This is a genomic window from Bradyrhizobium iriomotense, from assembly GCF_018129405.1.
GTDB classification, from domain to species: domain Bacteria; phylum Pseudomonadota; class Alphaproteobacteria; order Rhizobiales; family Xanthobacteraceae; genus Bradyrhizobium; species Bradyrhizobium iriomotense_B.
In genome coordinates this window covers 51246-77697 of sequence record NZ_JAFCLP010000028.1, presented here as the reverse complement: position 1 = coordinate 77697, position 26452 = coordinate 51246, and the positions used below count along the sequence as shown (strand labels likewise).

Here is a 26452-nt window from a genome sequence, read left to right as displayed (position 1 = left end):
GCTCCAATCAAAGGCCGGATACATTGATGCAAGACCGCTTACCGCCAGCTCGGCAAAACCACTTGCAACGCACGGCCGGACCATACATTGGGTCTTGGTTGTGTGCAAACACAGCCAGGGTCAAAAGCGGGCTCAGCCTATCGGTTGGGCGGCGTCCGGTTTCCCTCAGACAGCAGACGTCGAGACGGCTCTCGTGGTGTTCAGCATGGGGCCAGAAGCAGACCTTCACCTCTAGACCGCCACTTCCGTGCTAAGTTCCCTTCTTAGCTCTTATGTTGCGATCATCCAGTCCGCCCCTCCAGCGCGTCATGACTTTTTCTTGGTAGCGTGCTTGGTTAAATCTGACGCGGTCGGGACCCTCGATTGCAAAAATGTCGTCCTGCGACGCGACGGCTTTCAGAAAGCGAGGCGAGCGAATGTCGATATCGACGAGCCCTCCACCGTACGCGAAATGACTATGCAGGTACTCAAAGGAGAACATCGCAACGCAGTAGTTGTCGAAAGTCTCGAATCTAGAGAAGTCAGCGACCTCGCATTCGCCACGAAGGGATGGCCCGTGCTCGTGGCCGTCCTTTGCCGGCACCAGCGGCGACCCGCCGCCGCAGTAAGTCCGAAGCGTATTATCTGACCAAACCATCGTTTATCTTGAACAGGAACCCGGTTCCTGAGATTTCACCTGTGGCGCTTTCACCGTAGCAGATCGGACATTGTGGATTCCGGGACTTCGGCATGAAACTCGCATGACAAGGCACCAGGAGATCCGTAGCTTTTTTGCTTTGAACGCGCACGAGGGAACAGGGGTGATTCACGCTGGTGTAGGCCCGATGGCGTTGAGTGGTGATCGGCACGGCCAAGATATCGTTGCCGGTCTTGCGCCATGTCTTTCGTTCGTTCTGGTGCGACATGCGCCACGAGAGATGCTGCGCGCTTTCCGGTCCGGCTCTACCGTCATCCTGGAGTTCTATTGGCCAGCGGCCGAGGCAGGTGTCTTCCTGCGATGCCGTATCGAGCTGAATTCGAAAGACCAGTGGCGGTTGCGGCATCGGCGGCACGCCCATCAGGCCGCGAACCAGCAATCCTCTCAATTGGCGATCCTTGCAATGACATTGCTGCTCGCCGTGTGCGGCTGGATCGTCGGAGGCGCCGAGGGCATGCAGCGGGCACTCATGGGCAGCACGCCGCGCCCGGACGAAACGGTCATCTCGCGCGAGAGCATGTACCGCTGGTTCGGCGCGCGCCCGCTGTCCCCTGTCGAGGTGCCGGACCTGTTCGCCATTCTGGCAAAGGTTTGCAGCCGGGCCGGCCTGGTGCGATTGCCGGATCTCTATTGCCTGCCGGCACCACGCGACATGAATGCCTATGCGCTCGGCGGACCGGACCGCAGTGCCATCGTGTTGACCGAGGGCCTGCTGCGCGGCATGACTCGCGACGAGATCGCCGGGATATTGGCCCATGAAGTCGCGCATATCCGCAACAATGACGCCTGGACGATGGGCTGGGCGACAGCGTTGCGACGCGCGATCGATTGGACCTCACTCGCTGGCCTCGCACTGCTGCGAACCAGCCAACATCACGGTGGCATGACGTCAAGCCGGCCATTGACAATGCTGCTGAGCGCAGCACCGACTCTTGGCCAGCTCCTTGGACTTGCTCTGTCGCGCGTGCGCGAAATGGATGCGGACGCAACGGCACTCGAACTGACCGGCGACTCGCGAGCGCTCATCGCCGCACTCGACAAGCTGGAGCGCCATCACACCGGCTCTGCACCAAGCCGCACCCCCGCATTCGCGCATGATCCGGCGCGTTTGCTTCGCAGCCATCCCGCCACCTCCGAGCGCGTCGGCACGTTGCTCAACCTCGCCTATTAGCATTCGCTGAAGTTTTCACCGATGCACATCGGAAGGCTCGCTGACCAGGCAAAGCGTGCTGACGAAAATCCGCGCGCTTGAAATTTTTGCGGGGCTGGGTCGTCGTCAAAATATCGCCGCGCTTTCGCGAAACTATTTTGATGTGAGTACGTTTCCGCATCTCTGCTCATTGCAGTACCGGGGAGACACCAGCGTAATTGCCGAGCGTTTGAGCGGACGTAGGACGTAAACGACAAGCAGCTGGCCTCGTGGTCAGCGAGGAAATCCGCTCCCACATCTGTCAACGGCTATCATTTTGCCGCTCTAAAACATTCTTACCGTCGACCCGACACCTAGAGGGACGCAACGCGTTCCCTCAACCGGGCGACGTTACTTTCAGTTGAGACTTCCGTTCCAAGCATTGAACTCGAAGGTCCAGCGCCGTCGCGTGACGGACAGCTGTTACCGCCGAAGCGGTCTCGCACGCGAACCGCCTTCGCAGGATTGCGGGCTGAGGGCACCACCATCGCAAGGAGGCCAAGCGATGACGTATTATGACACCCTGCAACAGAACCTCGCGCATGGTTCGCCATTCGGACAGTTCGGTCCGCAACAATGGGGAACAGCAGCATTCGGTTCGCAAGGCGGCCAACAGTTTGGAGGAGGCCTTGGATTGGGCCAGGCAGCCTATGGACAACAATATGGACAGTTCGGCGGTCAGCCGACCTTCGGCGCGTTTGGATATGGCCCCGGCTGGGGCGGGCAAACGGGCTGGGGTCAGCAGCACTGGGGCGGCCAACAGCGCCAGCTTTCGCCACAGGACGTGAATGAGGTCGTGCGGCAATTGGTACCGGCGCTGCCTCAAATCCTCGCGCAAGCTCAGAACCCATTCGCGGGAATGGGCTATGCGGCTTACGGCCAGGCGCCACGGCAGCTAAGTCCGCAAGACGTGAGCGAGGTCGTGCGGCAGATCCTGCCCATCGTGCCGCAGATCGTGGGAATGCTGCAGGGCCAGCCGCAAATGCAGCATTCGGCCATGCACGGCGGTCTCGGCCAGGGCCAATTCGGAGGCCTCGGTCAATTCGGTCTCGGCTATCCCACGCAGACTCAGCCAGCGCAGATGTGGGGTACGCAGTTCGGCGCGCCGCAGTTCCAGGCGGCATTCGGCGGTGCGACGGGCTTCGGCCAGCAGCGACAACTGACGCAGCAGGATGTCGCCGACATCACCCGCCAGCTGATCGGCGTCATTCCCCAGGTCATCGGTAATCTTCAGGCCTATGGCCAGCAGCGGATGATCTGACCGCGCGGTAAGGCGCGCCCGCCGCCAAAAGCGGCGGTCGCGCCCGCCGTTGCGCACGCTTCCTCCGAAGGAGAACCCTCATGTCGGATTCCAATCCCTCCGCCGCATCCGCATCACAGCGCCACTCCTCAGACATTCAGCAGCTCGTCGGCCTGCTTGGCAATTTGATGCCGCTGCTCTTGCGCCTGCAATCGCAAGGGTTCGAGCAGCCGTTCCGAACCGCGCCCGGCAGCTTCCCGATGCCGAACCCGGTGCTCGACTATCAGGCTGCGGAAAACATGATCGGAGACATGATTGCAGAAACGCTGCGTTCGCTCTCCGCCTATCTCGAGGCCAACGCGGCACAGCATGCGGGCCTGGAAAACTGCGTCGCGATCGTCACCCAGGCGGCCAACAAGTTTACCGAGCGGGATTTTGCGCAGGCCTTCAACCTGATCTATTTCGCCTATCGCGCGATCGAAGCCGCCCGCGCAGCCGATCCCCGCATTCCATTGCCGCGACAGTCTTCGATTGATCGCACGCAATCTTCCATCCACTAGGGCCCGTTCCCATGGAATCGGAACGGGCTCCAGATTCTTGTCTTGACGCGTTTTCTTTTCGCGAACCGGTTATCCACTTCGCTCGAAAACGCTCTAAATCAACGGAGGCGACGCCATGGCAGCAAGTCCAGATGATGCGCGACCGACCTCGATCGGCAATCGAAGCAAACCCGTGCGCAACACCCAATACATGATCGCGCCAGCGGGTCCCGGCATCAGCGCACAGACACTGGCCGAACAACTGAGCCAGTTCGGCAACATCCTGTGGACCCATGACCAGCGCGGCGTCAGTGGCCCGCCTATTGCGATCGTGCGCATGCCTGACGAAGCCGCGGCCGCGTTGCGCCGCTCCACGGCCGGCAGCTTGATCATCGAGCCGGACAGCCATCTGCGAGCTGCGTCCTTTGCCGGCCCGGGCGCTGCTTTCATCCCGGCGGCCGCGACGATGACCGCACTCGGGCCGGACTTGAAGGTGACGATCCGGATTGTCAGCGAGACAGGCGCGCCTGTGGAACAAGCAAATGTGCAGCTCGTCGGCGAGCAGGCGTCAGCTCAAGGGCAGACGGACCGTGACGGCAACGTCGATCTGATGCTGCGGGACGAAGTGCCGGAAACAATCGCCGCCATTTTCGTCAACGCGTGTTCCGGCCATTGGGGCTTGTGGCAACAGCAGCCCAATATCGAGGCCAATGCGGTGAACACCCTCACCCTGAGACCGTTGCCGCTACCTGGCCGACTGGATTGGGGCGGCGAGGCGATGCGCTTCGATCAGATTCCCGACCACTGCCGTGGAGCCGACGTCAAGATCGCGCTCATCGATAGCGGCGTGGCGACCAGCCACAGGCAATTGGCAGGCATCAAGCACGGTATCGATGCCCGAAGTGGCGAGGATCGCTCATGGTCAAGGGATATCACTGGCCACGGCACGCCTTGCGCAGGCATCATCAATGCGGCTGCGCGGGCAGATCACGGTATCCGCGGCTACGCCCCGGAGAGCGAACTGCATGTTTACAAGCTTCCTCTCGATGCCCGTTGCAGCGACCTGATCGCGGCGCTCGATGATTGCCTGCAAAACGGCATCGACGTGGCCTGCGTCGGGGTCGGTTGCGAGCGCGGCTCCGCACTGGTCGAGCAGCACATGGCCATGGCCAAGCAGCAGGGCGTCAGCATCATTGCCGCCGCCGGCAACTCCGGACAGGGCGTATTGTTTCCGGCCTGTTCGCCGCATGTCATGGCCGTCGGCGCGATCGGACGGATGGGAAGCTTCCCGGACGACAGTCCGCAGGCGGCACAGGCCGCAGCCGCGGCTGCGGCGGCAGGCGGGTTGTTCGTACCGCCGTTTTCCTGCCGCGGGTCCGAACTCGACCTGTGCGCGCCCGGCGTCGCGATCACGACCTGCCAGTCGCCGGACGGCTACGCCGTCTGCGACGGCACCTCGCTCGCAGCGGCTCACGTTGCCGCGCTTGCGGCGTTGATCCTCGCCGATCACGGCGACTTCAAGGGCAGCTTCGTCGCCAAGGATGCCCACCGGGTCGAACGTCTCTTTCAAATTCTGAAGGATACGGCGCAACCCATCGGCCATCCATGGCAGACCGGAGCCGGGTTGCCGGATGCAGCCCGCGCGCTCGGCGTCTGGTCCGATCAGCGCCCCCTTGCCATGCCGCTGAATGCGGGATTGCGCGAGATGCGCAGCGCCATTCGGCAGCTCGATCGGATTCCATTCGGCGCAATCCAGTCGATGATGTTCGAGCCGCCGCGCGGCCCGGCCAACGTGACGCGGCTTCCGCTGAATCCGGCCCCTCTCGCGTTCCAGGCCGCCGGCGCGGGAACAGCGACGGTGCATGAACTCAGAGCAGCGATGGCGCTCGCAGGGCTTGCGGAGGGACGTTAGAACATGATCGGGACCCGGGGGCAGGCCCTTTCGGGAGTCCATGCCGTCCGGTACGTCGGCTGAGGGTCACAAGCTGCCTATCCCGTTCAAGACGACTGACTTCCGCGTTTCCTTGGAAACCCGACGTCGATGAGCACAGCGAAACAAGATCGGGAGCACTTTGAGCGCGGTGCGGGCAAGGCAGAGCCATCGGCGGTATTGCGCAGACGTTGCTGGGCTGCCAGGTGAGCGGGCGATCAAGGGCGCCATCTCCTGCAGCGCCGAACAGCCTGCGCGCGGGACGCAGTCGTGAAGCTCGAGGATGTTGACACGGAGTGGCGAAAGAGGCTCGCCCCATCCTGGTTCTTGCGATCCTGCCATCCTGCTCCTGTTTTGCCCGACGGATCAAGTGATTTTCGGCTTTTCGTAAATGTCGGGCGCAAACGACCCGCTCAAGCGCGATGACCGCGAAACCTGACCTTGTTGCGCTTCAAGCCCTTGATTTTGCTATTGCCGGCTACTGTGCATGGGGTTGTTTTCGACTTTTTGTTTTGGGGGTGCAAGATTATCGGTCCGAACCCGACCGGTCCGGCGTTCGCCTTTTCATCAATCCATTTTCCGGAGGCGCATCATGCAAGTTTACAATGTGGTCAAGTTCAGGGTGAAGCAGGGCGAGGAGGCCGCCTTCCTCGATGCACACCGGAACGGCAAGGCGAAGTGGCCGGGCCTCGAACACGGCGTCATCATCAAGACCGGCGAGCAGACCTTCTGCCTCATCGGCACCTGGGCCAGTCAGGACGCGATGGTCGCGGCACGGCCCGCGATGATCAAAACTCTCGACAGCTTCAGGTCGGTGCTCGAAGACCAAGGCAACGGACGCGGCGTCACCGATGCCGTGTCGGGGGCGGTGGTGCTCGACATCTAGCGGGCGCGCAGCGCCCGCTACTTCATCACCCGCAAGCCCTTGGTCGTGAACCGCTGCGACTTGCCGCCCAGGCGCATCGGTCGCTTCGTGCCGGCGGCCTTGCCGGTGCCGGGCGGCTGGTGCGCGGGGACGAGCTGGTGGGGCTGCGAGCCGATCAGGTCGCGGCGGCCCATCTCGATCAAGGCCTCGCGCAGCACCGGCCAGTTGTCGGGATCGTGGTAGCGCAGGAATGCCTTGTGCAGGCGGCGCTGGCGCAGGCCCTTGATCGCATCGACCTTGTCGCTGCCGCCGTGGCGCACGCCGCGCAAGGGATTGACGCCGGTGTGGTACATCGCCGTTGCGGTCGCCATCGGCGAGGGCAGGAAGGTCTGCACCTGATCGGCGCGATAACGGTTCTTCTTGAGCCAGAGCGCGAGGTTCATCATGTCCTCGTCGGTCGTGCCCGGATGCGCCGCGATGAAATAGGGGATCAGGTAATATTTCTTGCCGGCCCGCTCGGCTGCTTCATCGAACATCCGCTTGAACTTGTTGTAAGCGCCGATGCCCGGCTTCATCATCTTGTCGAGCGGACCGCGCTCGGTATGCTCCGGCGCGATCTTGAGGTAGCCGCCGACGTGATGGGTGACGAGCTCCTTGATGTATTCGGGGCTCTCCACCGCGAGATCGTAGCGCACGCCGGAGGCGACCATCACCTTCTTGATGCCCTTGGTCTCGCGCACCTTGCGATAGAGCCGGATCAGATCGTCATGCGAGGTGTTGAGGTTCGGGCAGATCTCGGGGAAGACGCAGGACGGCCGCCGGCACGCCGCCTCGACCTTCGGATCCTTGCACGCCATCCGGTACATGTTGGCGGTGGGGCCGCCGATGTCGGAGATCACGCCGGTGAAGCCCGGCGTCCTGTCGCGGATCTTCTCGATCTCGCGCAGGATCGAGCCTTCCGAACGGTTCTGGATGATGCGCCCCTCGTGCTCGGTGATCGAGCAGAAGGTGCAGCCGCCAAAGCAGCCGCGCATGATCGTCACTGAGAACTTGATCATGTCCCACGCCGGGATCTTGGCATCGCCGTAGGACGGATGCGGCGCGCGCGCGTAAGGAAGATCGTAGACCGCGTCCATCTCGTCGGAGGTCAGCGGGATCGGCGGCGGATTGAGCCAGAGATCGCGGTCGCCGTGCCGCTGCACCAGCGGCCGCGCATTGCCGGGATTGCTTTCCCGGTGCAGCACGCGTGACGCCCGCGCATAGGCCTCGCGGTCCTGCTCGACCTGCTCCAGCGCCGGCAGCCGGATCACGGTCGCGCCCTTCTGGCGCGAGGCGCCCTCGTCGGCGGAATCGAGATCGTCGGCGTGCAGCTCGGTGTAATCTTCGGGCACGCGCCGGAACAGCGCGACGCCCCTGATGTCGTCGAGCTCGCGCGGCGCTTCGCCGGCGGCGAGCCGCTGCGCCACCTCGACCACGGCGCGCTCGGCATTGCCGTAAAGCAAGAGGTCGGCCTTGGCGTCGGCCAGCACCGAGCGGCGCACCTTGTCCGACCAGTAATCGTAATGCGCGATCCGGCGCAGCGAGGCCTCGATGCCGCCGAGCACTACGGGAACGTCCTTGAACGCCTCGCGGCAGCGCTGGGCGTAGACGATGGTGCAGCGGTCCGGCCGCTTGCCGCCTTCGCCGCCGGCCGTATAGGCGTCGTCATGGCGCAGCCGGCGATCCGCGGTGTAGCGGTTCACCATGGAGTCCATGTTGCCGCCGGTGACGCCGAAGAACACCTTTGGCTTGCCGAGTGCCCTGAAAGGCTCGGCCGAGTGCCAGTCCGGCTGCGCGATGATGCCGACCCGAAAACCTTGCGCCTCGAGCAGGCGGCCGATGATCGCCATGCCGAAGCTGGGATGATCGACATAGGCATCCCCCGTCACCAGCACGATGTCGCAGGCATCCCAGCCGAGCGCATCCATCTCGGCGCGGCTCATCGGGAGGAACGGCGCGGGCTTGCGCGGCCGGGCCTGCGCCATCAGGGGCTTTTCGGCGGTGATGATCTGGGTGTCCATGGCCGATACGCATAGGACCCCACGCCCCCGAATACAACCGGCGGCTATGCCGCCTTCGCGGATTAGGGTTCCCGGTGGCGCATTATTCAGCAGCACGAGCCGCGCGGACGGCCCGGTCCGGCTGTGTGACGCTGTCCACATACCCGCCGGCCGCGCCGCGTCATCCTGCTCCCGGTTTCAAGGGAGAGGTCCCATGTTTCTGATCGACGCGTTGCTGGTCCTAGCGATGTTGTTTTTTGTGCTTCTGCCGATGACCGATCGCAGGACGGTGCATATGAGGCTCTGCACGTTCTTTGTGTTGGTGGCTGCGGTCGCCGTCTCGATCGCCCACACCCCCCTCGCGCCGGTGCAACTTGCAGGCATCGTCCTGACGCATTGAGTGTCGCAATTATCACATCTGCCAGCATTGTGGTTCACTCGCAGGAACCAAGCGCCTTCGCGAACATTCTGACCCTGGCGCCCGCGCGAGCCCCCGCTCGCGCGCGCCTCGACAATCCCGGCGCCAGCGCCGCTGGCCGGATTTCTGCCCCGATGTTTGCTTCGGGGCGATGGGGGGCTTGTGAGCACGGTCATAGAGAACTTGCTGGCGCGAAAGCAGAGGCTCGTGGAGGAACTCGAGAAGGCGCAGGTCGTCGAGGATCGCGACAGGATCGAGCACCAGCTCGAGCAGATCAACACCGCGCTGGACTTCCTGGACAGGCCGGGATCGAGGGATGGGCGGTAGGCGCGCTCATTCCGCCTTCAGCGCTTCCACCTTCAGCGCTTCCACTTTCAGAGCCTTGGCATAGACCACGCCCGAATTGGTGATGTGCGTGGTCATCAGCTGTTCGAAAGCGGCAAGCTCGCCGCGTGCGAACAGGTCGAGCAGCTTGCGGTGCTCGTCGAACGAGGTGCGGGTCCTGACGTCGATCGGTGAGGTCAGGTTGGTGCGGAGCGCGGCGACGCGGCCGGAGACGAGCTGGTAGGATTCGAGGAGATAGCGGTTGCCGCAATGGGCGAACAGCGCCTCGTGGAATGCGGCGTCGGCACGGCCATAGGCGATGTTGTCCCTGGCCGCGACGGCAGGCTCCATCGCCGCGATCGCATCGCTCATCGCGGCGATCGCTCCCTCGCGATCATGGCGAAAGGCGAGCTCGGCCGCCCTGGGCTCCAGCGCAATGCGGAAGGTGCAGAGCGCGGTGATGTCGTCCGCGCTCGGCGTGAACACGAAGCTGCCGACCTGCGGGCGGATCACCACCAGCCCCTGCGCCTGCAGCTGGCCCATCGCCTCGCGCACCGGCGTGCGGCTGACGCCGAAGGAATTCGCCACCATCTCTTCCGAGATCGCTGCACCTAGCGCGAACTCGCCGTCGATGATGGCCTGGCGCAGCCGCTGCATCACCCGCTGCGACAGCGATTTCGGCGTATCGAGCTTGAGTGGTCGCATGCGCGCTTCCACTTAGATCACCTTGCCGGGATTGAGCAGATGATCGGGATCGAGCGCCGCCTTCAGCGTCCGCATCAGCGCGATCTCGGCCTCGCTCCTGGCATGGCCCAGCCACTTCTTCTTCAGCGTGCCGATGCCGTGCTCGGCGGAGACGCTGCCGCCCATCTCGCGGACGAGACCGTAGATGATCGCGTCCATCTCCTCCTTCGGCTGCTGCTCGACCGTGAGGCCGGTGACCCAGGAGACCAGATGCAGATTGCCGTCGCCGATATGGCCGTAATAGACGCTCTCGCAGCCCTTGATGCCCTGAGCGAGCGCCGCCTTGCAGCGCGTGACGAATTCGTCCATGCGCGCCACGGCAAGGCCGATGTCGTAGGAGATATGCGGGCCGAGCACCTGGCCGAACTCGGCGCAGATGTCGCGCACGCGCCAGAAGGCTTGCGTCTGCGCCAGCGATTGCGCCACGGCGGCGTCAGTCAGCAGCCCGCGCTCCATCAGCTCCTCGAGCCAGCTCTGGAAGCGCGGCGCATCGATGCTCTCGTCGGTGCCCTGCGCTTCCACCAGCACGTAGAGGCCGTGGCCTGCCGCGACCGGCGGCTTCACGCCGGCGCGCGTTGTGATGACGTCCCAATAATCCGGCCACATCACCTCGAACGCCGACAGCAGCGGGCCAAGCCCCGATCGTGCGGCATCGAGCAGCGCGATCACCGCCGCATAATCCTTCAGCGCGCACAGCGCCGCCATGGTCGAGCGCGGTTTCGGGAACAGCTTCAGCACGACGCGGGTGATGATGCCGAGCGTGCCTTCCGAGCCGATGAAGAGATGCTTCAGATCGTAGCCGGCATTGTTCTTCATCAACTTGTTGAGATTGGTGATGATGGTGCCGTCGGGCAGCACCACTTCGAGACCGAGCACCAGCTCGCGCGTCATGCCGTAGCGGATCACACGGTTGCCGCCGGCATTGGTCGAGAGATTGCCGCCGATGGCGCAGGAGCCGCGCGAGCCGAGGTCGAGTGGAAAGAAGAAGCCGGCTTCATCGGCGGCCTTCTGGATTGTCTCCAGCGGCGTGCCCGCCTTCACCGTCATCGTCATCGATGCGCGATCAACCTCCTCGATGCCGGTCATGCGCTCCAGCGAGATCGCGACCCAGCCGGCTTCGGGCGAAGCGCCGCGGCACAGCCCGGTCAATCCGCCCTGCGGCACGAACGGCAGATGCGCCTGCCGGCAGGTCAGAATCGCCTCGGCAACGCCCTGCGCATCGAGCGGGCGGATCACCGCGCGCGGCGTTTGCGGCAGGCTCGCGCTCCAGTCGTTGCAATTGCGCGCCGGCACGTCCGCGCCAACAAGCACGGCCGCCGCGCCGAGCCTGTCGCGCAACGCGCCGAGCACTTGGTCAGGGTGTTCAATGGGGGTCACCATGTTCATGCGAGACCTCCTTAAGGATTCGGCTGCGCCCATGCGCGCCGTGACGGTGGAAAGGGTTTGCACCGACCTTGTATGTAAGGTACAAGACCAAAAGTAAAGCAAAAACAAGGTTCCGTCCGGCAGAGAAGATCATTGGGGATCAGAGGCTTAGTCGGCGGCAGCAAGCAAAGGGTGGTGTGATGACGGAGGCGATTCGCGGGTTCTGGGTGGCGTCGGCAACACCGCTGGCGGCGGACGGCAGCGTGGACGCCGCAAGGCTTGCGGCGCATGCGAAGCAGCTGTTCAGCAAGCGCGTCGACGGCGTCGTGCTGTTCGGCACCACCGGCGAGGGCACCTCGTTCAATGCCGCCGAGCGCGTCGCGACGATCGAAGCCCTGCTCAAGGCCGGCGTCGCTGCTGACCGCATCGGCATCGGCGGCGGCTTTCCTGCCATCACCGACAGCATCGCGCTGACGCGTGCCGTGCTCGGCCTCGGCCTGCGCCACGTGTTGCTGTTGCCGCCCTACTTCGATCGCAACGTCACGCCTGAGGGCATCGAGGATGCCTTCGCCGCGATCATCGACGGCGTCGCCGACGATCGCCTGCGCGCCTCGCTGTATCACATCCCGCAAGTCTCGGGCGTCGCGATCCCGACGAGAGTCGCCGCAAGCCTGCGCAAGCGCTACGGCAAGATCGTCGCCGGCCTGAAGGACTCCAGCGGCGACTTCAAGCAGTTCCAGGCATTCCGCGCCGCGGCGCCGGAGCTCGCCATCACCGTCGGCAACGAAGCCGACATCACCCGCGCGATCGCCGCGGGCGGCGCCGGCACCATCTGCGGCATGGCCAATGTCGTGCCCGACCTGGTCAAGGGCATGGTTGACGGCAAGGACGTCGAGGGGCGCATGCAGGCGGCGATCGACGTGGTGCTGAAGACGCCGTCGTTCCTCGCGACGTTGAAGGCCATCCTCGCGGCGCAGACGGGCGATGCATCCTGGCTGCGCGTGCGCCCGCCGCTGCGTGCCTTGTCCGACGGCAGCGCGTTCAAGCGGAAGCTCGACGAGTTGATCGCTCCCGCCATCGCGTGATCGTGAAATATCGCGACACGCTGCCGCGATTTCGCGTGCAGCGCGTTGCACAGGGTGCACCAGCAATTCATGATTGCTGTTCAGCGCCGGCCTGCTCTTAGAATGATTCAACACTAGAGCGATTCAAGCCCGGCTACTGTTCTCCTCTATCTCGACGGCTGTTACACGCGCACACTTCAACGTTCTTGACTTGAAGTGGAATGAAAGTGCGTGCCTTCATGGATGGCCAGCGCGACAGCGGCCATCGAACCCGTGCCGGCAAGAGCCGTGCAGGTCTTCTCATCGGTGCAGCGGTGCTGCTCATCGAATATCCCTCCAACACGGCAAGCGCACAGGCGCAATCGGCGCTGCCGCCGGTGACGGTGGAAGCACCGGCGCCGCGGCCGAAGCCGGCACGTGCATCGGAGGGATCTCCACGCCGCACGCAAGCCGCCGCTCGCCGCCAGTCCAGTCGCAATCCCGTACCCGCGGTGCCGACGCTTTCGGAGCGCGCCGCCGCTGAAGCCGCCGCGCAGCAAGCCGCAAAGCTCGGCTATCGCGCGATGCCGAGTTCGACGACGCTGCGCAGCGGCGCTTCGCCGCTCGACACCTCGCAGTCCGTCAACATCGTGCCCGAACAGGTGTTGAAGGATCAACTCCCGCGCAACATCGACGATGCACTGATCAACATCTCCGGTATCACCCAGACCAATACGCTCGCCGGCACCCAGGATGCCGTCATTCGCCGCGGCTTCGGCGATAACCGCGACGGCTCGATCATGCGCAACGGCATGCCGCTGGTGCAAGGGCGCAGCCTCAATGCTGCGGTCGAGAGCGTCGAGGTGCTGAAAGGGCCGGCCTCGCTGCTCTACGGCATCATGGACCCCGGCGGCATCGTCAACACCATCAGCAAGCGTCCGGAGCTCTATCAGCACGGCTCGGTCACGCTGCTAGGCTCGACCTACGCGAACAACCGCAGCGGCGCTGACGGCGCGCTCGACATCACCGGTCCGATCGGCGACGGCGGTCTCGCCTATCGCTTCATCGGCTACGGCGTCAGCGAGGACTATTGGCGCAATTTCGGCCGCCACAGGGAAATGCTGGTGGCGCCGTCACTGGCCTGGTACGGCCAGGACACCACTGTGCAGCTCAACTACGAGCACCGCGAGTTCATTTATCCGTTCGATCGCGGCACAGCGTTCATCAACGGCGCACCGCTGGCGATCCCGGCAACACGCCGTCTCGACGAGCCCTACAACAACATGTGGGGGAGGTCCGACCTGATCCAAGCCTCGGTCGAGCATCGCCTCAATCAGGACTGGAAGGTCACTGCGGCCTACAGCTACAACACCGAGACCTTCAGCGCCAATCAGCTGCGCATCACCGGCGTCAACGCCAAAACAGGCGTCGAGACGCGCAGCAATGACGGCACGCAGGGTTCGCTGAGCAATTCGAGCTATGGGACCTCCTACATCTCGGGCGGGTTCTGGCTCGGCAACATGCGCAACGAGGTGCTCTTTGGCGGAGATGGCCAGTACCGCACCATCTACCGCGACAACCTGATCCGGCAGACAACGCCCTCCTTCAATATCTACAACCCGGTCTACGGATTGATCGGGCCGGGCACGACTGTGTCGAACAGCGACAGCGCCCAGACCGACAAGCTCGGCCAGTGGTCGCTGTTCTTCCAGGATACGCTGCATCTGACCGAGCGGTTCGCACTGGTCGGCGGCGTGCGCTACATGGACTACGACCAGATCGCAGGACGCGGAAAACCTTTCGTCACCAACAGCAACGTGTCGGCCGACGCGGTCCTCCCGCTCGGCGGAGCGATTTTCAAGCTGACCGACCAGATATCGCTCTATGCGAGCTACTCGCAGTCGCTGAAGCCGAACTCGACCATTGCGCCGCTGAGCAATGGCGGCGGTGTCGTGTTGGGATCAAACATCGCCCCCGAGGAAGGCACGCAGTATGAGACCGGCTTGAAATTCGATCTCGACAAGCGCCTCTCGGGCACTGTCGCGGTCTACGACATCGAAAAGCAGAATGTGCTGGTCAGCCAGCTCAACACCGCAACCGGCCTGAACGTCTACACGGCGGCCGGCAAAGTTCGCTCGCGTGGCCTCGAGATCGACGTCACCGGCAGGCTTACCGACAATTGGAGCATGATCGGCAGCTATGGCTACACCGATGCGCGGGTGACGGAAGACCCGACGTACTCCGGCAAACGGCTGCAGAACGCCGCCATGAACACGGCATCGCTTTATCTCGTCTACGACTTTGGCACGGCGCTCCCCGGCCAGCTCAGGGTCGGCGGCGGCGCCCGCTATGTCGGCGATCGTCCGGGCGATGCGCTCAACACGTTCATGCTTCCGTCCTACGTGGTTGCGGACATGTTCGCGACCTATGAAACGAAGTACCAAGCATTGCCGGTGATCTATCAGCTCAACGTCAAGAACCTGTTCGACACCGTCTATTACACGTCCGCACAAAACAATCTGGGCGTTGCCATCGGCGATGCCCGGCGCGTGTCGTTGTCGGCGACGGTGAAGTTCTAGTCATGGCTGTGCGGCTGGGCCACACCATCAAGGCTGCCCTGCTTCAGGTCCATTCCATCGCGGGCCTGGTGCTCGCGCTGGTGCTTGCCGTGATCGCGCTGACCGGCGCGGTCATGAGTTTCGAGGACGAGATCGTCGATCATCTCAACGCCGGCATCATGCATGTCGCACCGCGCGAGATGCCGGCACTGATGCCGGACGAGCTGGTCGCGCGGTTGAAGGCGGGGCAGGATGTCGGCCAGGTCTCGGCCGTCATGCTGTCGAGCGATCCGGCTGCCGCCGTGCGGGTTCGCTTCGCGCGCGACGAGCAGGGCGCGCGACCGAATTCGCTCTATGTCGACCCCTATGATGCGCGGGTGCTGGGGGCGCCGCGCGGCGAGGAGTTTTTCGCGACGGTTCGCAGGCTGCATCGCTGGCTGCTGGTCCCCGGCGATGCCAAGGGCTGGGGACGTCAGATCACCGGTGTCGCCGCGCTCGGCTTGATCGTCATGCTGATCTCGGGTCTCGTGCTGCGCTGGCCGCGCCGCGCGAGCAGCGTGAAGATGTGGCTGAGGCCCAATCTCGGGCTCAGCGGGCGCGGGCTGCATCGCTCGCTGCATGCGGTCATCGGCACCTGGGTTCTCCCGGTCTATCTGGTGATGACGCTCACGGGCCTGTGGTACTCGTTCGACTGGTACAAGGACTGCGTCGTCTGGCTGCTGACGCGCCCCGAGGTCAGTGCTGCGAAGATGCAGCCCAAGATGCCCGCAAAGGCGCCGCGCGCATCCGCCCGCTCCGAGCCGGCCCAGCCGATCGGGTTCGACCCGGCATGGACGACGTTCCGGCGCGAGGAGGGCGGCCGCTTTGCCAGGGCTCTGCTGACGCTGCCGCCCGGCCCCGGCACGGTGATACGGATCCGGTCGTGGGCGAAGGATTCGAAGCTCGACACCACGCGTGATGAATTCCGCATCGATGCCGTGACCGGCCAGCTGACCTCCGCGGAACGCTATGCCGACAAGACGTTCGGCGAGAAGATCATCGCCAACGTGCTCGACATCCATCGTGGCGCGGTCCTGGGCTGGCCCGGCAAGCTCGCCTTCATGATCGCCGCGGCCCTGATGCCGCTGTTCTCGGTCACCGGCATTTTGCTCTATCTGTCGCGCCGCAGGCTGCGGCGCCCGGCGCAGCCGCCGCTCGGGCGCCTCGTTCCGGGCGAGTGATAGCCATCGCGCCAGGCGCCGCAACGAAGCTTGCGCACACAGCCGACCGCAGCGACTTGTCTGGGGCCTCGCCAAATGGTTCGATGGCGAAGCTCAAGTGAAAGTTGTGGTGATCCCGATGGCGCGATCCGAGCGAGACGAAATCGAACAAACGGCGCGGCCTGCTGTTCTTGTCAGACGCAGTGATCTGCCCGTGCCGCTCACGTACCCGGCGCGGAGCTTCTTCGGCGGACTTCCCAAATTGCCGCCGCAATTTGATTGGCCGACCGCAGAGGTCAGGGTATATCGAGAGTTAGAAACGGTTGCGCTGACATTCGTGGCTCAAATTGACTTGGCTGAAGTGCCTGGAGCCGGCTGGTCGCCGCTTCCGACGCGTGGCACCCTTTATTTCTTCTGTAGTTCGGTGTTTTGCGGCGAAGGCCATCCACCTTGTCGCGTACTTTATAGCCCGACGGACGGTAGCGCGTATCCTGACCGCGCGCCACCGCCCGATCTGATGCCGCTGGCAGGCACCAACGGTGACTACCAAGTCAAATGGCTCGATCCCAATCTCGATTTCCATTCCAAGGTCGAGTTCAAGTATCCCGTCTCCTTCCGGCTATTCCGCGACTTCTACTTCCGGGAGGACTCCGTCGGAGGTGAGCTTATGGTCGAAGAATTGTGTAAGGCGCTCGGTCCGGGAGAGCCGCATGAGAGCGATCTGCTTCAATTCCGACGGTTGACCGAATACGAGAAGGACGAGGACTGGCCCTTCAACTGGCTTCTGATCACCTACGTGGTCCGATCGGTGTTGTCCCACGTCCAAGGCGATCTGACCGGTGGATACTACGGCAAGCCGCTCACCGACGAGGCAACCATGGAATTGAAGCGCCTTCGCGCTGGTGCAATCGGGTGGCTCGAGCGCTGCCGGGGGCTGACACCAATGGATGACGTTGATCCGGAATCAAAAGCGAGCTTCAGATCCTGGTGGTTCGACGTTGCGCATGCCTACAAGGAGCTGGACGGGAAGGTGCCCACATATGTGAGTACAATCGCGGGCGATCTCGGTAACGCCATCAACCATACGATCCGCTGCATGGCGACCCAGGACGTCGATATCTCCGACCACGCCCCTCCCAGCTACGTCGCGAATTTGGCGCGGCAGAATCACTGGAAGACGCCAACCGAGCGCGACGGCAAGTACCGCCACTTCAATACAGCGCTTCATCAAATGCTGGGATACGGCAGCACCTGGCAAGAGGCAACCGAGGTGCATTTGGAGGACGTGCTGTTGCTTCAGATGGAAGGCGATCTTGCTTTCTTCAATTGGCACTCCGATATCGGCGGTGTGCTTCATTTCTGGATCGATCGGGATGCACTCGCCCAACGCGACTTCTCGAAGGTCGCCGCAACGTTCGAGAGCGATTAGCTTGGTCTCTGCGCAATTGTCCTGGTCTCCGATATCGCTGGCCAACACCGCCGCAATGCTTCAAAAGCTTCTGGCTCTCTTCTCAAGGTCCACGCGATGAAGCTCCCCACCGTCACCTCCGCCGATATCCGCCGCGCGCTGCTTCTGCGCGAGGAGGTCGCGCTGCTCGATCTCAGGCATGAGGCTGGCTTCGCCACCGGCCATCCGCTGTTCGCTGCCAACATGGCCGCGGATCGGATCGCGGTCGAGGCCGAGGTGCGGCTGCCGCGCAAGGACGTGGCGATCGTGCTCTATGATGACGGGGAAGGGCTGGTGGCGACCGGCGCTGAACGCCTTGCCGCGCTCGGCTACAGCAATATCAGCGCGCTCGACGGCGGGCTGAAGGCCTGGCGCGAAGCGGGCTATCAAATGTTCGAGGACGTTAACTCGTATTCCAAGGCGTTCGGCGAGCTGGTCGAGGCGCGCCGCCATACGCCCTCTCTCAGCGCCGACGAGGTGGCAAAGCTCATCGCGGAGAAGGCCAACATCGCCATCCTCGACGTCCGCCGCTTCGACGAATACGCGACCATGAACATCCCGGGCTCGGTCAGCGTGCCCGGCGCGGAGCTGGTGCTGCGCGCAGGTCAGGCCGCGCCCGATCCTGAAACCACCATCATCGTCAATTGCGCCGGCCGCACCCGCTCGATCATCGGCACGCAATCGCTGATCAACGCCGGCGTGCCGAACAAGGTGCGGGCGCTGCGCAACGGCACGATCGGCTGGACGCTGGCGCGGCATGCACTCAATCACGGTGCTGACAGGCGTGGCGCGATCGGATCGTTCGAGGGCGGTCCGGCCAATGCGCGCGACGTCGCCTATTGCGCCGGTGTCCGCCACATCGGTGCGGGCGAGATGTCGGCGCTTGTCGCGCAGACCGATCGCACGCTCTATCGCTTCGACGTGCGCGACGCCGAGGAATACGCCGCCGGCCATCTCCCGGGCTTCCGTCATTATCCGGGCGGCCAGCTGGTTCAGGAAACCGACATGGCCGCGCCGGTGCGCGGCGCGCGCATGGTCCTGACCGACGACAAAAGTGTGCGCGCCGACATGACGGCATCCTGGCTCGCGCAGATGGGCTGGGAGGTCTATGTGCTCGAGGGCGGCTATGACGGCGCGCTGGAAATCGGCCCGCCGCTGGTGCTGCCGAAGCCCGACCCGGCCCACCGTTACCGCCGCCCCTATGAGGGCACCGACGTCGCGCAAGCCGCAATGCAGGCCTATCTCGATTGGGAATACGGCCTCGTCGAGCAGCTCCGGCTCGATGGGACGCACGGGTTTTATGTGATTTGACTCTGAGTACCGCACGATAAAATGTCTTCGTCGTCCTGGACAAGCGAGCGGAGAGAGCGCTGATCCAGGACCCATTACCACCGCCCCACGTTGTCTGGGGGACTCGTGGCCCCAGATTGCCAGGCAATAGGCGCTGGGGGTAATGGGTCCTGGCTTTCGCCAGGACGACTATGGAGCTGAGAGCGGTGCCTCCCTACGTTTCTCGCCCGCCATCTTCTCCCCGTATCCAAACCCTATTGTGCTCGGCCTCGTCCGCGGTCTATGAGCTGCGGCAAAGCCGCCATTTCAGGAGATTCTATGCCAGCCCCAGGCCAAAGCCCTGAGCGGAGCGCGAAGGCGCTTCTGCTCGAAGGTGTCAATGACAGCGCTGTGGACCTGTTCAGGAGCGCGGGTTTCACCAATGTCGAGCGGCTCACCAAGGCGCTGGACGGCGAGGATTTGCGCCGGGCGCTCAAAGGTGTGTCGCTGCTCGGCATCCGCTCGCGCACCCAGATCACCGACGACGTGCTCGCCGCCGCCGACGGGCTCCTCGCTGTCGGCTGTTTCAGCGTCGGCACCAACCAGGTCGATCTGCTGGCGGCGCGCAAGCGCGGTATTCCCGTGTTCAACGCGCCGTTCTCGAACACGCGCAGCGTCGCCGAGCTCGTGATCGGCGAGATCGTGATGCTGCTGCGGCAGATCTTCCCCCGCTCGGTCTCGGCCCATGAGGGCGGCTGGGACAAGTCGGCGGCCGGCAGCCGCGAGGTGCGCGGCCGCACCCTCGGCATCGTCGGCTACGGCAATATCGGCTCGCAGCTCTCGACGCTTGCCGAAGCCATGGGCATGCGCGTGATCTTCTACGATCGCACCGACAAGCTCCGCCACGGCAACACCGAACCGGTCGAGAAGCTCGAAGAGCTGCTGGCACAGAGCGACGTCGTCAGCCTGCACGTGCCGGAAACGCCGGAGACATCAGGCATGATCGGCGAGAAGGAGCTGCGGGCGATGAAGCCGGGCTCGTTCCTGATCAACAACAGCCGCGGCACCGTGGTCGATCTCGATGCGCTCGCGGCTGCGTTGCGCGATGGTCACATCGCGGGTGCAGCGATCGACGTGTTTCCGGTCGAGCCGTCCTCGAATTCCGAGCGATTCAAGAGCCCGGTGCAGGGCCTCAACAACGTCATCCTCACCCCGCATGTCGGCGGCTCGACCGAGGAGGCGCAGGAGCGCATCGGCGGCGAGGTCGCGCGCAAGCTGGTCGACTATTTCATCACCGGTTCGACCATGGGCGCGGTGAATTTCCCGGAAGTGCAGCTGCACCTGCGTCCCTCCGGTGCGCGCTTCAGCCACGTCCACCGCAACGTGCCGGGCATGCTGCGGCGGCTCAACGAGGTCTTCCTCCAGCGCGACATCAACATCGCCGCGCAATATTTGGAGACCGCCGGCGACCTCGGCTACGTCGTGCTCGACGCCGATCTCGGCGGCCAGGATTCTGGCGAATTGCTCCAGCAGATCCGCGCTCTCGACGGCACGGTCGGCGCGCGGCTGGTATTCGAGCACTAGACTGCCACCACGTTCCGGTTGCATTGTGCGGCCACTGCTCCCACACTGCGGTCGAATTCGACATGTTCCAATCACATCGAATTCGAACTTCAGTTGCGTGAGTGTCCGCCATGGAACGCGACACCGTACTGATTGATCTCGCGCTGCAGGGCGGCGGTTCGCACGGCGCCTTCTCCTGGGGTGTGCTCGACCGCCTCCTGGAAGAGAAATGGCTGGAGATCGCCGCAATCTCCGGAACCTCCGCAGGCGCGATGAATGCGGCGGTGCTGGCGGACGGCTGGACGGCCGGCGGCGCCGAGGGCGCGCGCGAGGCGCTCGACCGATACTGGCGCCGTGTTTCGAAGGCCGCGGCCTTCAGCCCGCTGCAACGCTCGCCGCTCGACCGCTTGATGGGGCGCTGGACCCTCGACACGTCGCCCTTCTACATCTTCACCGATTTGATGTCGCGCGTGCTGTCGCCCTACGATCTCAATCCGACCGGCTACAATCCGCTGCGCGCGGTGCTGGCCGAGAGCATCGATTTCGAACGCCTCGTCCGCTCGCCGATCCAGCTGTTCATCACCGCGACGCGGGTGCGCACCGGGCGCGGCCGTATCTTCCGCAACGCGGAGATCACGGCGGATGTGCTGCTGGCATCGGCCTGCCTGCCGACCATGTTCCGCGCCATCGAGATCGACGGCGAGCCCTATTGGGACGGCGGTTTCGCCGGCAACCCGACGATCACGCCGCTGGTCCGCGAGAGCGACGCGCACGACACTATTCTCGTCCAGATCAATCCGACCGAGCGGCTGGAGGAACCGCGGACGGCCGCGGAGATCCTCAACCGGCTCAACGAAATCTCCTTCAACTCGCCGCTGATGAAGGAGCTGCGCATGATCGCGCTGCTGCGCCAGGCGGCCGACCCCGGCAGCGGCGAAGGTGCGCGCTGGGCGAAGATGCGGACGCACCGGGTCAAGAGCGACATGCTGGCGAAGTTCGGGGCGTCCTCGAAGCTCAACGCGGAGTGGGAGTTCGTCTCGATGCTGCGCGCCGAGGGGCGCATGGCTGCGGACGACTTCCTCGCCGAGCACGGTGCGGAGATCGGCCGTCGTTCGACCGCCGATCTCGACGTCCTCCTGTCGGAGTGCTGAGGCATGGGTCTCCTCGGCCTCCTCGTCGGGCTCGCTCTCCTCGTTCTGTTCGCCTTCCGCGGCTGGAGCGTCCTGCTGCTCGCGCCGTTCGCCGCACTCGTTGCCGCGCTGTTCGGCGGTGAGCCGCTGCTCGCGAACCTGACCCAGGTGTTCATGGTGAACGCAGCGGGATTCCTGGCGCAGTTCTTTCCGATCTTTCTGCTCGGCGCCGTGTTCGGCAAGTTGATGGATGACAGCGGCGCAGTGACGTCGGTCGCGAGCTTCATGGCGGAGCGTCTCGGCGAGCGGCGTGTGATCCTGGCGGTCGTGCTCGCCGGCGCGCTGGTCACCTATGGCGGCGTCAGCCTGTTCGTTGCGTTCTTCGTCATCGTTCCCATGGCCCGTTCGCTGTTTCGCGCGGCTTCTATCCCGCGCCGTCTGATCCCGGCCGCGATCGTGCTGGGATCGTCGACCTTCACCATGTCGGCCCTGCCGGGCACGCCGTCGATCCAGAATGCGATCCCGATGCCGTTCTTCGGGACGACGCCGTTTGCCGCGCCGGGCCTCGGCATCGTCGCCTCGCTCATCATGCTCGGTACGGGACTATGGTGGCTGCATCGCGCTGAAGCTGCGGCGCGCCGCGCCGGAGAAGGCTACGGGGACGATGCCGAGGGCGCGATCGAGCAGGCCGCCGCCGACGAGCTCGTGCGCGAGCGCGCGACGACCGCCCGCGAGTTCGATCCGGCGGAGCTACAGCACGGTCATCGCAGCGATAAGCCTTCACCTGTGCTGAGCGCCATCGCGCCGCTCGTCGTCGTCGTGACCGTCAATCTCGTGATGTCGCTCGTGGTGTTGCCGCGGCTCGATGTCAGCTATCTCGCCGAGCCGCGCTTTGGTGACACGACGCTTGCAGCCGTCGCGGGCGTGTGGTCGGTCGCGGTTGCGCTGGCGGCCGCCATTGCCACCACCATCGCGCTGAACTGGGGGCGGCTGCCGGCGCTTCGCCGGACCATGGACGCCGGAGCCAATGCGTCGGTCCTGCCTGCGTTCAGCGTCGCCAGCCTCGTCGGATTCGGCGCCGTCGTCGCCTCGCTGCCGGCGTTCACGATCGTGCGCGACTGGGTGCTGGCGATCGAAGGCGGACCGCTGGTCTCGCTCGCCGTCGCGACCAACATCCTGGCCGCGCTGACCGGGTCGGCGTCGGGCGGCCTGACCATCGCCCTCGACGCCCTCGGCCCGACCTATGTCGAACTTGCCGCGCGGACCGGCATCGACCTTGCGTTGATGCATCGCGTGGCGGTGATCGGCTCGGGGACGCTGGACATCCTGCCGCACAACGGTGCGGTGGTCAGCCTGCTTGCGATCTGCGGCCTGACCCATCGCGACAGCTATTTCGACATCGTCATGGTGGGCATCGTGACGTCGTTGCTGGCGCTGGTGGCTGTGATCGCGTTGGGCAGCGCGCTGGGATCGTTCTGAGCCGGATGCGAACGCGAGCGCTGCCTACGCCGCCAGCCGGTCCAGCAGGGCGAGCATGACCGGCGCATCCGGCATTGGCAGCACGGCGTCGATCCGTTCGAGCAGGCGCGATTGCAGAAGCGCGTTGCGGGCCTTGCCGATGGTGCCGAGCGGGCCGCGGAAGCCGTGATCCTCCCAGGCCATTTCCAGCAGGCTCTCGCTGGTCAGGGCCTCGATGAGGTCGTCGGCCTGGCGCTCGATGCTGATCAGCGGATGGGCCGAGAACACCGTCGGCTGCGGATAGAGGATCACGGGCTTGGCCGGCGCATTGGCCTCGAGCCGCTTCCAGCGCTCCGCATCCTGGAGCACCCATTCGACCAGCTGGTTCTCATAACCGACGATCAGCGGCTGGGCGCCCGCGCCGCCGGCGACGTAGTCGTCGAACAGTTTGCCTGAAGACGGCGGCTTGAAACCCATGCGGCGAAACACGGTGGCGACATCGCCGTCGATCCGGCTCAGCGTGTCGGGCATCACGACGTCGCCGGACAGCAGGCTGGCCGCAAGGCCGGCGAACATGAAACCGGAGTTCGACTTGTTCGGATCGGTGCAGACCACGCGGGCGCGACCAAACAGGTCGGCGACGCCGATCGCCGACCAGTTCTCGCCGGCGATGATGGCCTTGAGCAGTTTCGACAGGTCCACCGTGTAGCGCGGCCCGCCGGCGGGCTGGGCGATGCCGCCCTTCACGAGGCCGTCGGCGATGCGGTCCCAGGAATAGAGCACGATCGGCGAGTTGAAGATCACCTGGTCGCGGGAGATCTTGACGCCGGACGAACGTGCCACCTCGACCAGCACCGACGACGACGGCCACAGGAATTGCGGCTTCTGGTCGAGCAGGGCGCGCTCGCGCACCATCTCGACCGAGCCCGCGCGGCGGCCGTCGAGGACGAGACCGAAGCGGCGCTCCAGCGTGTTCTTGACGCGGGCGTTGGCGAGAAACCCTTCCTTCTCGCCGCCGGCAAAGCCGAACAGCCGCTTGGCTTCGCCGAAGCGGCCGGCGATCTCGGGGTGCTCGCGCAGGTAAACATAGCCGCCAGTCGCCGCCGCACTCGCGGCGACGAGGCCGATGCCGAAGGCGCGGCGCGAGATAGCCATCAGGAGGTTCCTCTCTTGGTCTCGACCGGGGCCGCCGGCGGCGTCGGGCCGATGTCCTCGTCGAGCGAGCTTTTCAACAGCTTCAGCTCGATGTCCAGCTTGTCGAGATCGGCGTCCTGGAGATTGGCGGCATAGCGGGTGAAGGCGCCGTCCAGCCGGTCGATCATCTCGCCGATGGCCGCCAGCCGCGCGGTGTCCGGCACGGGACTCTTCTCCAGCGTCCGGTAAGCTTCGGCGATCTCTGCCGCGCGCGGCAGATAGTAGGTCAGGAACCGCCGCACGCGGTCCAGCCGCAGCGGATCGCGCTCGATGGCGGCGAAAATGTCCCGCGCGACCTTCACCAGATGACGGATGCGATCGGCGACCGCGCGGGTGCGGATCGCCGATGCGGCGTCCTCCATGCGCTCGGCCAGCGGCTCGGCTTCAGTCAGCAACTCGTTTGCGAATTCGATCTTGCCGCGGGCAATGCCGCCGGCCTCCAGCGCCGCGAACCGGTTTCTCGGCGCCAGAGCCACGACGATGCCGCCGCCGGCGGCCGCGCTGATCGCGAGCGCGATCAGGAATGGCATGCCGAGCCCGATCGCCAGCGACGGCAGCAGCGCTGCGGCTGCCACCCCACCCGCGATCCAGCCAAGCCCGGACGGCGTTGCGGCCATTCAGTTGTACCCTCGTACGGCGCGGAACGCGTCGGTGAGACTTTTGCTGCCGTCGAACACGCGCCCTCCGGTCAGTTTTGCCAGATTGTCGAGCTGGCTACGATCGACCTCGGAGCCGAATGTCACGCCGAACACCGGTACGCGATGGCCATCCGCACGCCAAGCCGCCTCGAATGTCGACATATAGCCCTGACTCTTGCCGTCGGTCATGATGACGATGGCCGGGAGATGCTGGCCGTCGCCGAGCCGCGGCTTCATGGCAGCGAGCGCCTGCGCGGCGCAAGTGTAGAAATCCGTGCCGCCGCCGGCGCGCAATTCGAGCGCGCGGGCGAGCAGGCTGGTCTGCTCGCTTTCGTCGCCGCTCGCGCGCGCCGTCCAGAGGATGTGATCGCTGAACGGCAGCACCAGGATCTCATCCGACTTGGTCCACTGCACCAGCACCTCGCGGGTGCGCGCCGGAGTGAGCAGGAAGCGCATAGCGTCGAGCAGTTGCGTTTCGCCGGCGCCCTGCATGCTGCCGGAGACGTCGAGGCAGAGCGCGGTCAGCGAGGGCCGGCGCAGCGCCTCCTGATAGATCAGGAGCGCCTTCTGGATCACCGCAGGCTCCGGCGGACGGATCACCGTCACGGGGCGGGACGGATCGAGGTTCGTCTTCGGATCGGCCTGAAGCGGCGTGGCGCGGCCGATCTCGACCCGCCTACCGGTCTTGGCGATCTTGCCTTGCGCATCGCCGTTGAGCAGGAAGGCCTGAAGGTCGGCGAAGAAGCTCTCGACCTCTTTGCCGCGGCCGCGATCGACGAAGCCGAGCGGCGAATCGGCGACCGCCACGCCATCGGCGGGGTAGATCGCATAGAGCGGCTCGCGGTTGTCGGCGACCAGCTTGTCGTTGGTCTCCTTGATGACGGCCTCATAGTTCCAGATCGCCTGGTAATGCGCGCCGCTGCGCTCGCCGTCGCGATAGAGGTCGGCGAGCCAGCCGCTGGAGCCGGCGCTGCGCTCGACGCCTTTCAGCAGGCCGCGCGCCGTCGCCAGCACTTCGGGCTTGTCGAGATCGCCGGCCTCGATCAGGTCGGGCTTGCCGATGCCGGCCGCGAGCATCGCAAGGTAGGCGGCCGCTCCCGAATTCGATTGCGTCGCCGACGTCATCAGGAATTTCAGCTTGCCGCCCTCGACGGCACCGAGAATGTCCTTGGCGGTCACCTTGGCGCCGATCCAGCCGAGTTCCTGCGCCTTGGAACGGCGGACGCCGAGAATGACCGGCATCTGCACGATCGACTTGACCATCTTCACGCGCCGCGTGGTGTCGAACATGTCGATCCAGATCGAGGCGGCCGGCCACACCGCATCGGCGCCGGGATCGCCGGCCTTCAGCGCGAGGGCGATGTCGAGCGAACCCTGATAGCGCATGGTGCAGGTCGCGTTGCGCGACTTGCAGAACTCCTGCACCAGCGGCTCGAGAATGTCGTTCTCCGAACCCGAGAGGATGGTGAATTGCGGCCCCGGCCCGCCGCAGCCCGACAGCAGCGCGGCAAGCAGCGGCACTGCCGCGAGCAGCGCCAGCGGGCGCCGCAGGAAGCGGAAATTCCTCATGCGCGAGCCTTCATGCAGCAGCCCTTATGCAGAA

General features: G+C 64.8%; 21 protein-coding genes. 14 read left to right on the top strand and 7 right to left on the bottom strand.

Translation table 11 applies throughout. The features are described from left to right. Nucleotides 1–250: 250 nt before the first annotated feature. On the bottom strand, nucleotides 251–637 hold the full coding sequence (locus tag JQ592_RS35220) for a hypothetical protein (RefSeq protein ID WP_211407302.1): 387 nt from the start codon (nucleotides 635–637) through the stop codon (nucleotides 251–253). 103 nt (nucleotides 638–740) lie between these two features. Between JQ592_RS35220 and JQ592_RS35215 the strand changes: the two genes are divergently transcribed. From JQ592_RS35215 to JQ592_RS35195, 5 genes are all read left to right on the top strand, one after another. Further along, the gene (locus JQ592_RS35215) at nucleotides 741–1868 is read left to right on the top strand and encodes a zinc metalloprotease HtpX (RefSeq protein ID WP_211407301.1); all 1128 of its coding nucleotides are present in this window, start codon (nucleotides 741–743) and stop codon (nucleotides 1866–1868) included. Between the two features lie 523 nt (nucleotides 1869–2391). After that, complete coding sequence (locus JQ592_RS35210) at nucleotides 2392–3147, top strand: hypothetical protein (RefSeq protein WP_211407300.1); 756 nt, start codon at nucleotides 2392–2394, stop codon at nucleotides 3145–3147. Nucleotides 3148–3227: 80 nt separating this feature from the next. After that, nucleotides 3228–3686, top strand: coding sequence for a hypothetical protein (locus tag JQ592_RS35205; protein WP_211407299.1), 459 nt, complete (start codon nucleotides 3228–3230; stop codon nucleotides 3684–3686). A gap of 172 nt (nucleotides 3687–3858) precedes the next feature. Then, nucleotides 3859–5577, top strand: coding sequence for a S8 family serine peptidase (locus tag JQ592_RS35200; RefSeq protein ID WP_211407298.1), 1719 nt, complete (start codon nucleotides 3859–3861; stop codon nucleotides 5575–5577). Nucleotides 5578–6187: 610 nt separating this feature from the next. Continuing rightward, entirely contained in the window at nucleotides 6188–6481 is a 294-nt protein-coding gene (locus tag JQ592_RS35195; RefSeq protein WP_211407297.1) for a DUF718 domain-containing protein, read from the top strand. Nucleotides 6482–6498: 17 nt separating this feature from the next. Here JQ592_RS35195 and JQ592_RS35190 read toward each other — a convergent pair whose 3' ends face one another. Beyond that, nucleotides 6499–8520 carry a YgiQ family radical SAM protein gene (locus tag JQ592_RS35190; RefSeq protein ID WP_211407296.1) on the bottom strand — a complete coding sequence of 674 codons (2022 nt, stop codon included), beginning with the start codon at nucleotides 8518–8520 and terminating at the stop codon, nucleotides 6499–6501. Nucleotides 8521–8713: 193 nt separating this feature from the next. Between JQ592_RS35190 and JQ592_RS35185 the strand changes: the two genes are divergently transcribed. Next, nucleotides 8714–8899: a hypothetical protein gene (locus tag JQ592_RS35185; RefSeq protein WP_211407295.1), complete on the top strand. Its 186-nt coding sequence runs from the start codon at nucleotides 8714–8716 to the stop codon at nucleotides 8897–8899. A gap of 351 nt (nucleotides 8900–9250) precedes the next feature. Here JQ592_RS35185 and JQ592_RS35180 read toward each other — a convergent pair whose 3' ends face one another. Both JQ592_RS35180 and JQ592_RS35175 read right to left on the bottom strand, forming a co-directional pair. Continuing rightward, a complete protein-coding gene (locus JQ592_RS35180; protein WP_211407294.1) occupies nucleotides 9251–9946 on the bottom strand; it encodes a GntR family transcriptional regulator in 696 nt (231 codons plus the stop codon). 12 nt (nucleotides 9947–9958) lie between these two features. Then, nucleotides 9959–11371, bottom strand: a complete 1413-nt coding sequence (locus tag JQ592_RS35175; RefSeq protein WP_211407293.1) for an FAD-binding oxidoreductase — start codon at nucleotides 11369–11371, stop codon at nucleotides 9959–9961. Between the two features lie 179 nt (nucleotides 11372–11550). On the opposite strand from JQ592_RS35175, the gene JQ592_RS35170 reads away from it, so the two are divergent. The 8 genes from JQ592_RS35170 to JQ592_RS35135 all read left to right on the top strand — a co-directional run bounded on the left by JQ592_RS35170 (nucleotide 11551) and on the right by JQ592_RS35135 (nucleotide 23038). Beyond that, nucleotides 11551–12435: a dihydrodipicolinate synthase family protein gene (locus tag JQ592_RS35170; protein ID WP_211407292.1), complete on the top strand. Its 885-nt coding sequence runs from the start codon at nucleotides 11551–11553 to the stop codon at nucleotides 12433–12435. A 200-nt stretch (nucleotides 12436–12635) separates the two neighbouring features. Then, nucleotides 12636–14972: a TonB-dependent siderophore receptor gene (locus JQ592_RS35165; RefSeq protein WP_211407291.1), complete on the top strand. Its 2337-nt coding sequence runs from the start codon at nucleotides 12636–12638 to the stop codon at nucleotides 14970–14972. A gap of 2 nt (nucleotides 14973–14974) precedes the next feature. Then, nucleotides 14975–16171 carry a PepSY-associated TM helix domain-containing protein gene (locus JQ592_RS35160; protein ID WP_211407290.1) on the top strand — a complete coding sequence of 399 codons (1197 nt, stop codon included), beginning with the start codon at nucleotides 14975–14977 and terminating at the stop codon, nucleotides 16169–16171. A 97-nt stretch (nucleotides 16172–16268) separates the two neighbouring features. Continuing rightward, nucleotides 16269–17579 (top strand): DUF1963 domain-containing protein, encoded by a 1311-nt coding sequence (locus JQ592_RS35155; RefSeq protein ID WP_349630520.1) that lies wholly within the window; start codon nucleotides 16269–16271, stop codon nucleotides 17577–17579. A gap of 96 nt (nucleotides 17580–17675) precedes the next feature. Then, on the top strand, nucleotides 17676–18908 hold the full coding sequence (locus JQ592_RS35150) for a rhodanese-like domain-containing protein (protein WP_211407289.1): 1233 nt from the start codon (nucleotides 17676–17678) through the stop codon (nucleotides 18906–18908). Nucleotides 18909–19205: 297 nt separating this feature from the next. Continuing rightward, entirely contained in the window at nucleotides 19206–20450 is a 1245-nt protein-coding gene (gene serA, locus JQ592_RS35145; protein ID WP_211407288.1) for a phosphoglycerate dehydrogenase, read from the top strand. Between the two features lie 110 nt (nucleotides 20451–20560). After that, nucleotides 20561–21580 carry a patatin-like phospholipase family protein gene (locus tag JQ592_RS35140; RefSeq protein ID WP_211407287.1) on the top strand — a complete coding sequence of 340 codons (1020 nt, stop codon included), beginning with the start codon at nucleotides 20561–20563 and terminating at the stop codon, nucleotides 21578–21580. A gap of 3 nt (nucleotides 21581–21583) precedes the next feature. Further along, entirely contained in the window at nucleotides 21584–23038 is a 1455-nt protein-coding gene (locus JQ592_RS35135) for a GntP family permease (protein ID WP_211407286.1), read from the top strand. Nucleotides 23039–23062: 24 nt separating this feature from the next. On the opposite strand, the gene JQ592_RS35130 is transcribed toward JQ592_RS35135, so the two are convergent. Genes JQ592_RS35130 through JQ592_RS35120 form a run of 3 tightly spaced genes read right to left on the bottom strand, consistent with a single transcriptional unit; the run spans nucleotide 23063 to nucleotide 26418 of the window. Beyond that, nucleotides 23063–24172 carry a hypothetical protein gene (locus JQ592_RS35130; protein WP_211407285.1) on the bottom strand — a complete coding sequence of 370 codons (1110 nt, stop codon included), beginning with the start codon at nucleotides 24170–24172 and terminating at the stop codon, nucleotides 23063–23065. Beyond that, a complete protein-coding gene (locus JQ592_RS35125; protein ID WP_211407284.1) occupies nucleotides 24172–24828 on the bottom strand; it encodes a 5-bromo-4-chloroindolyl phosphate hydrolysis family protein in 657 nt (218 codons plus the stop codon). Before JQ592_RS35125 ends, JQ592_RS35130 begins: the two co-directional genes overlap by 1 nt. Next, complete coding sequence (locus JQ592_RS35120; RefSeq protein WP_211407283.1) at nucleotides 24829–26418, bottom strand: vWA domain-containing protein; 1590 nt, start codon at nucleotides 26416–26418, stop codon at nucleotides 24829–24831. It abuts the gene before it with no gap. Nucleotides 26419–26452: the final 34 nt, after the last annotated feature.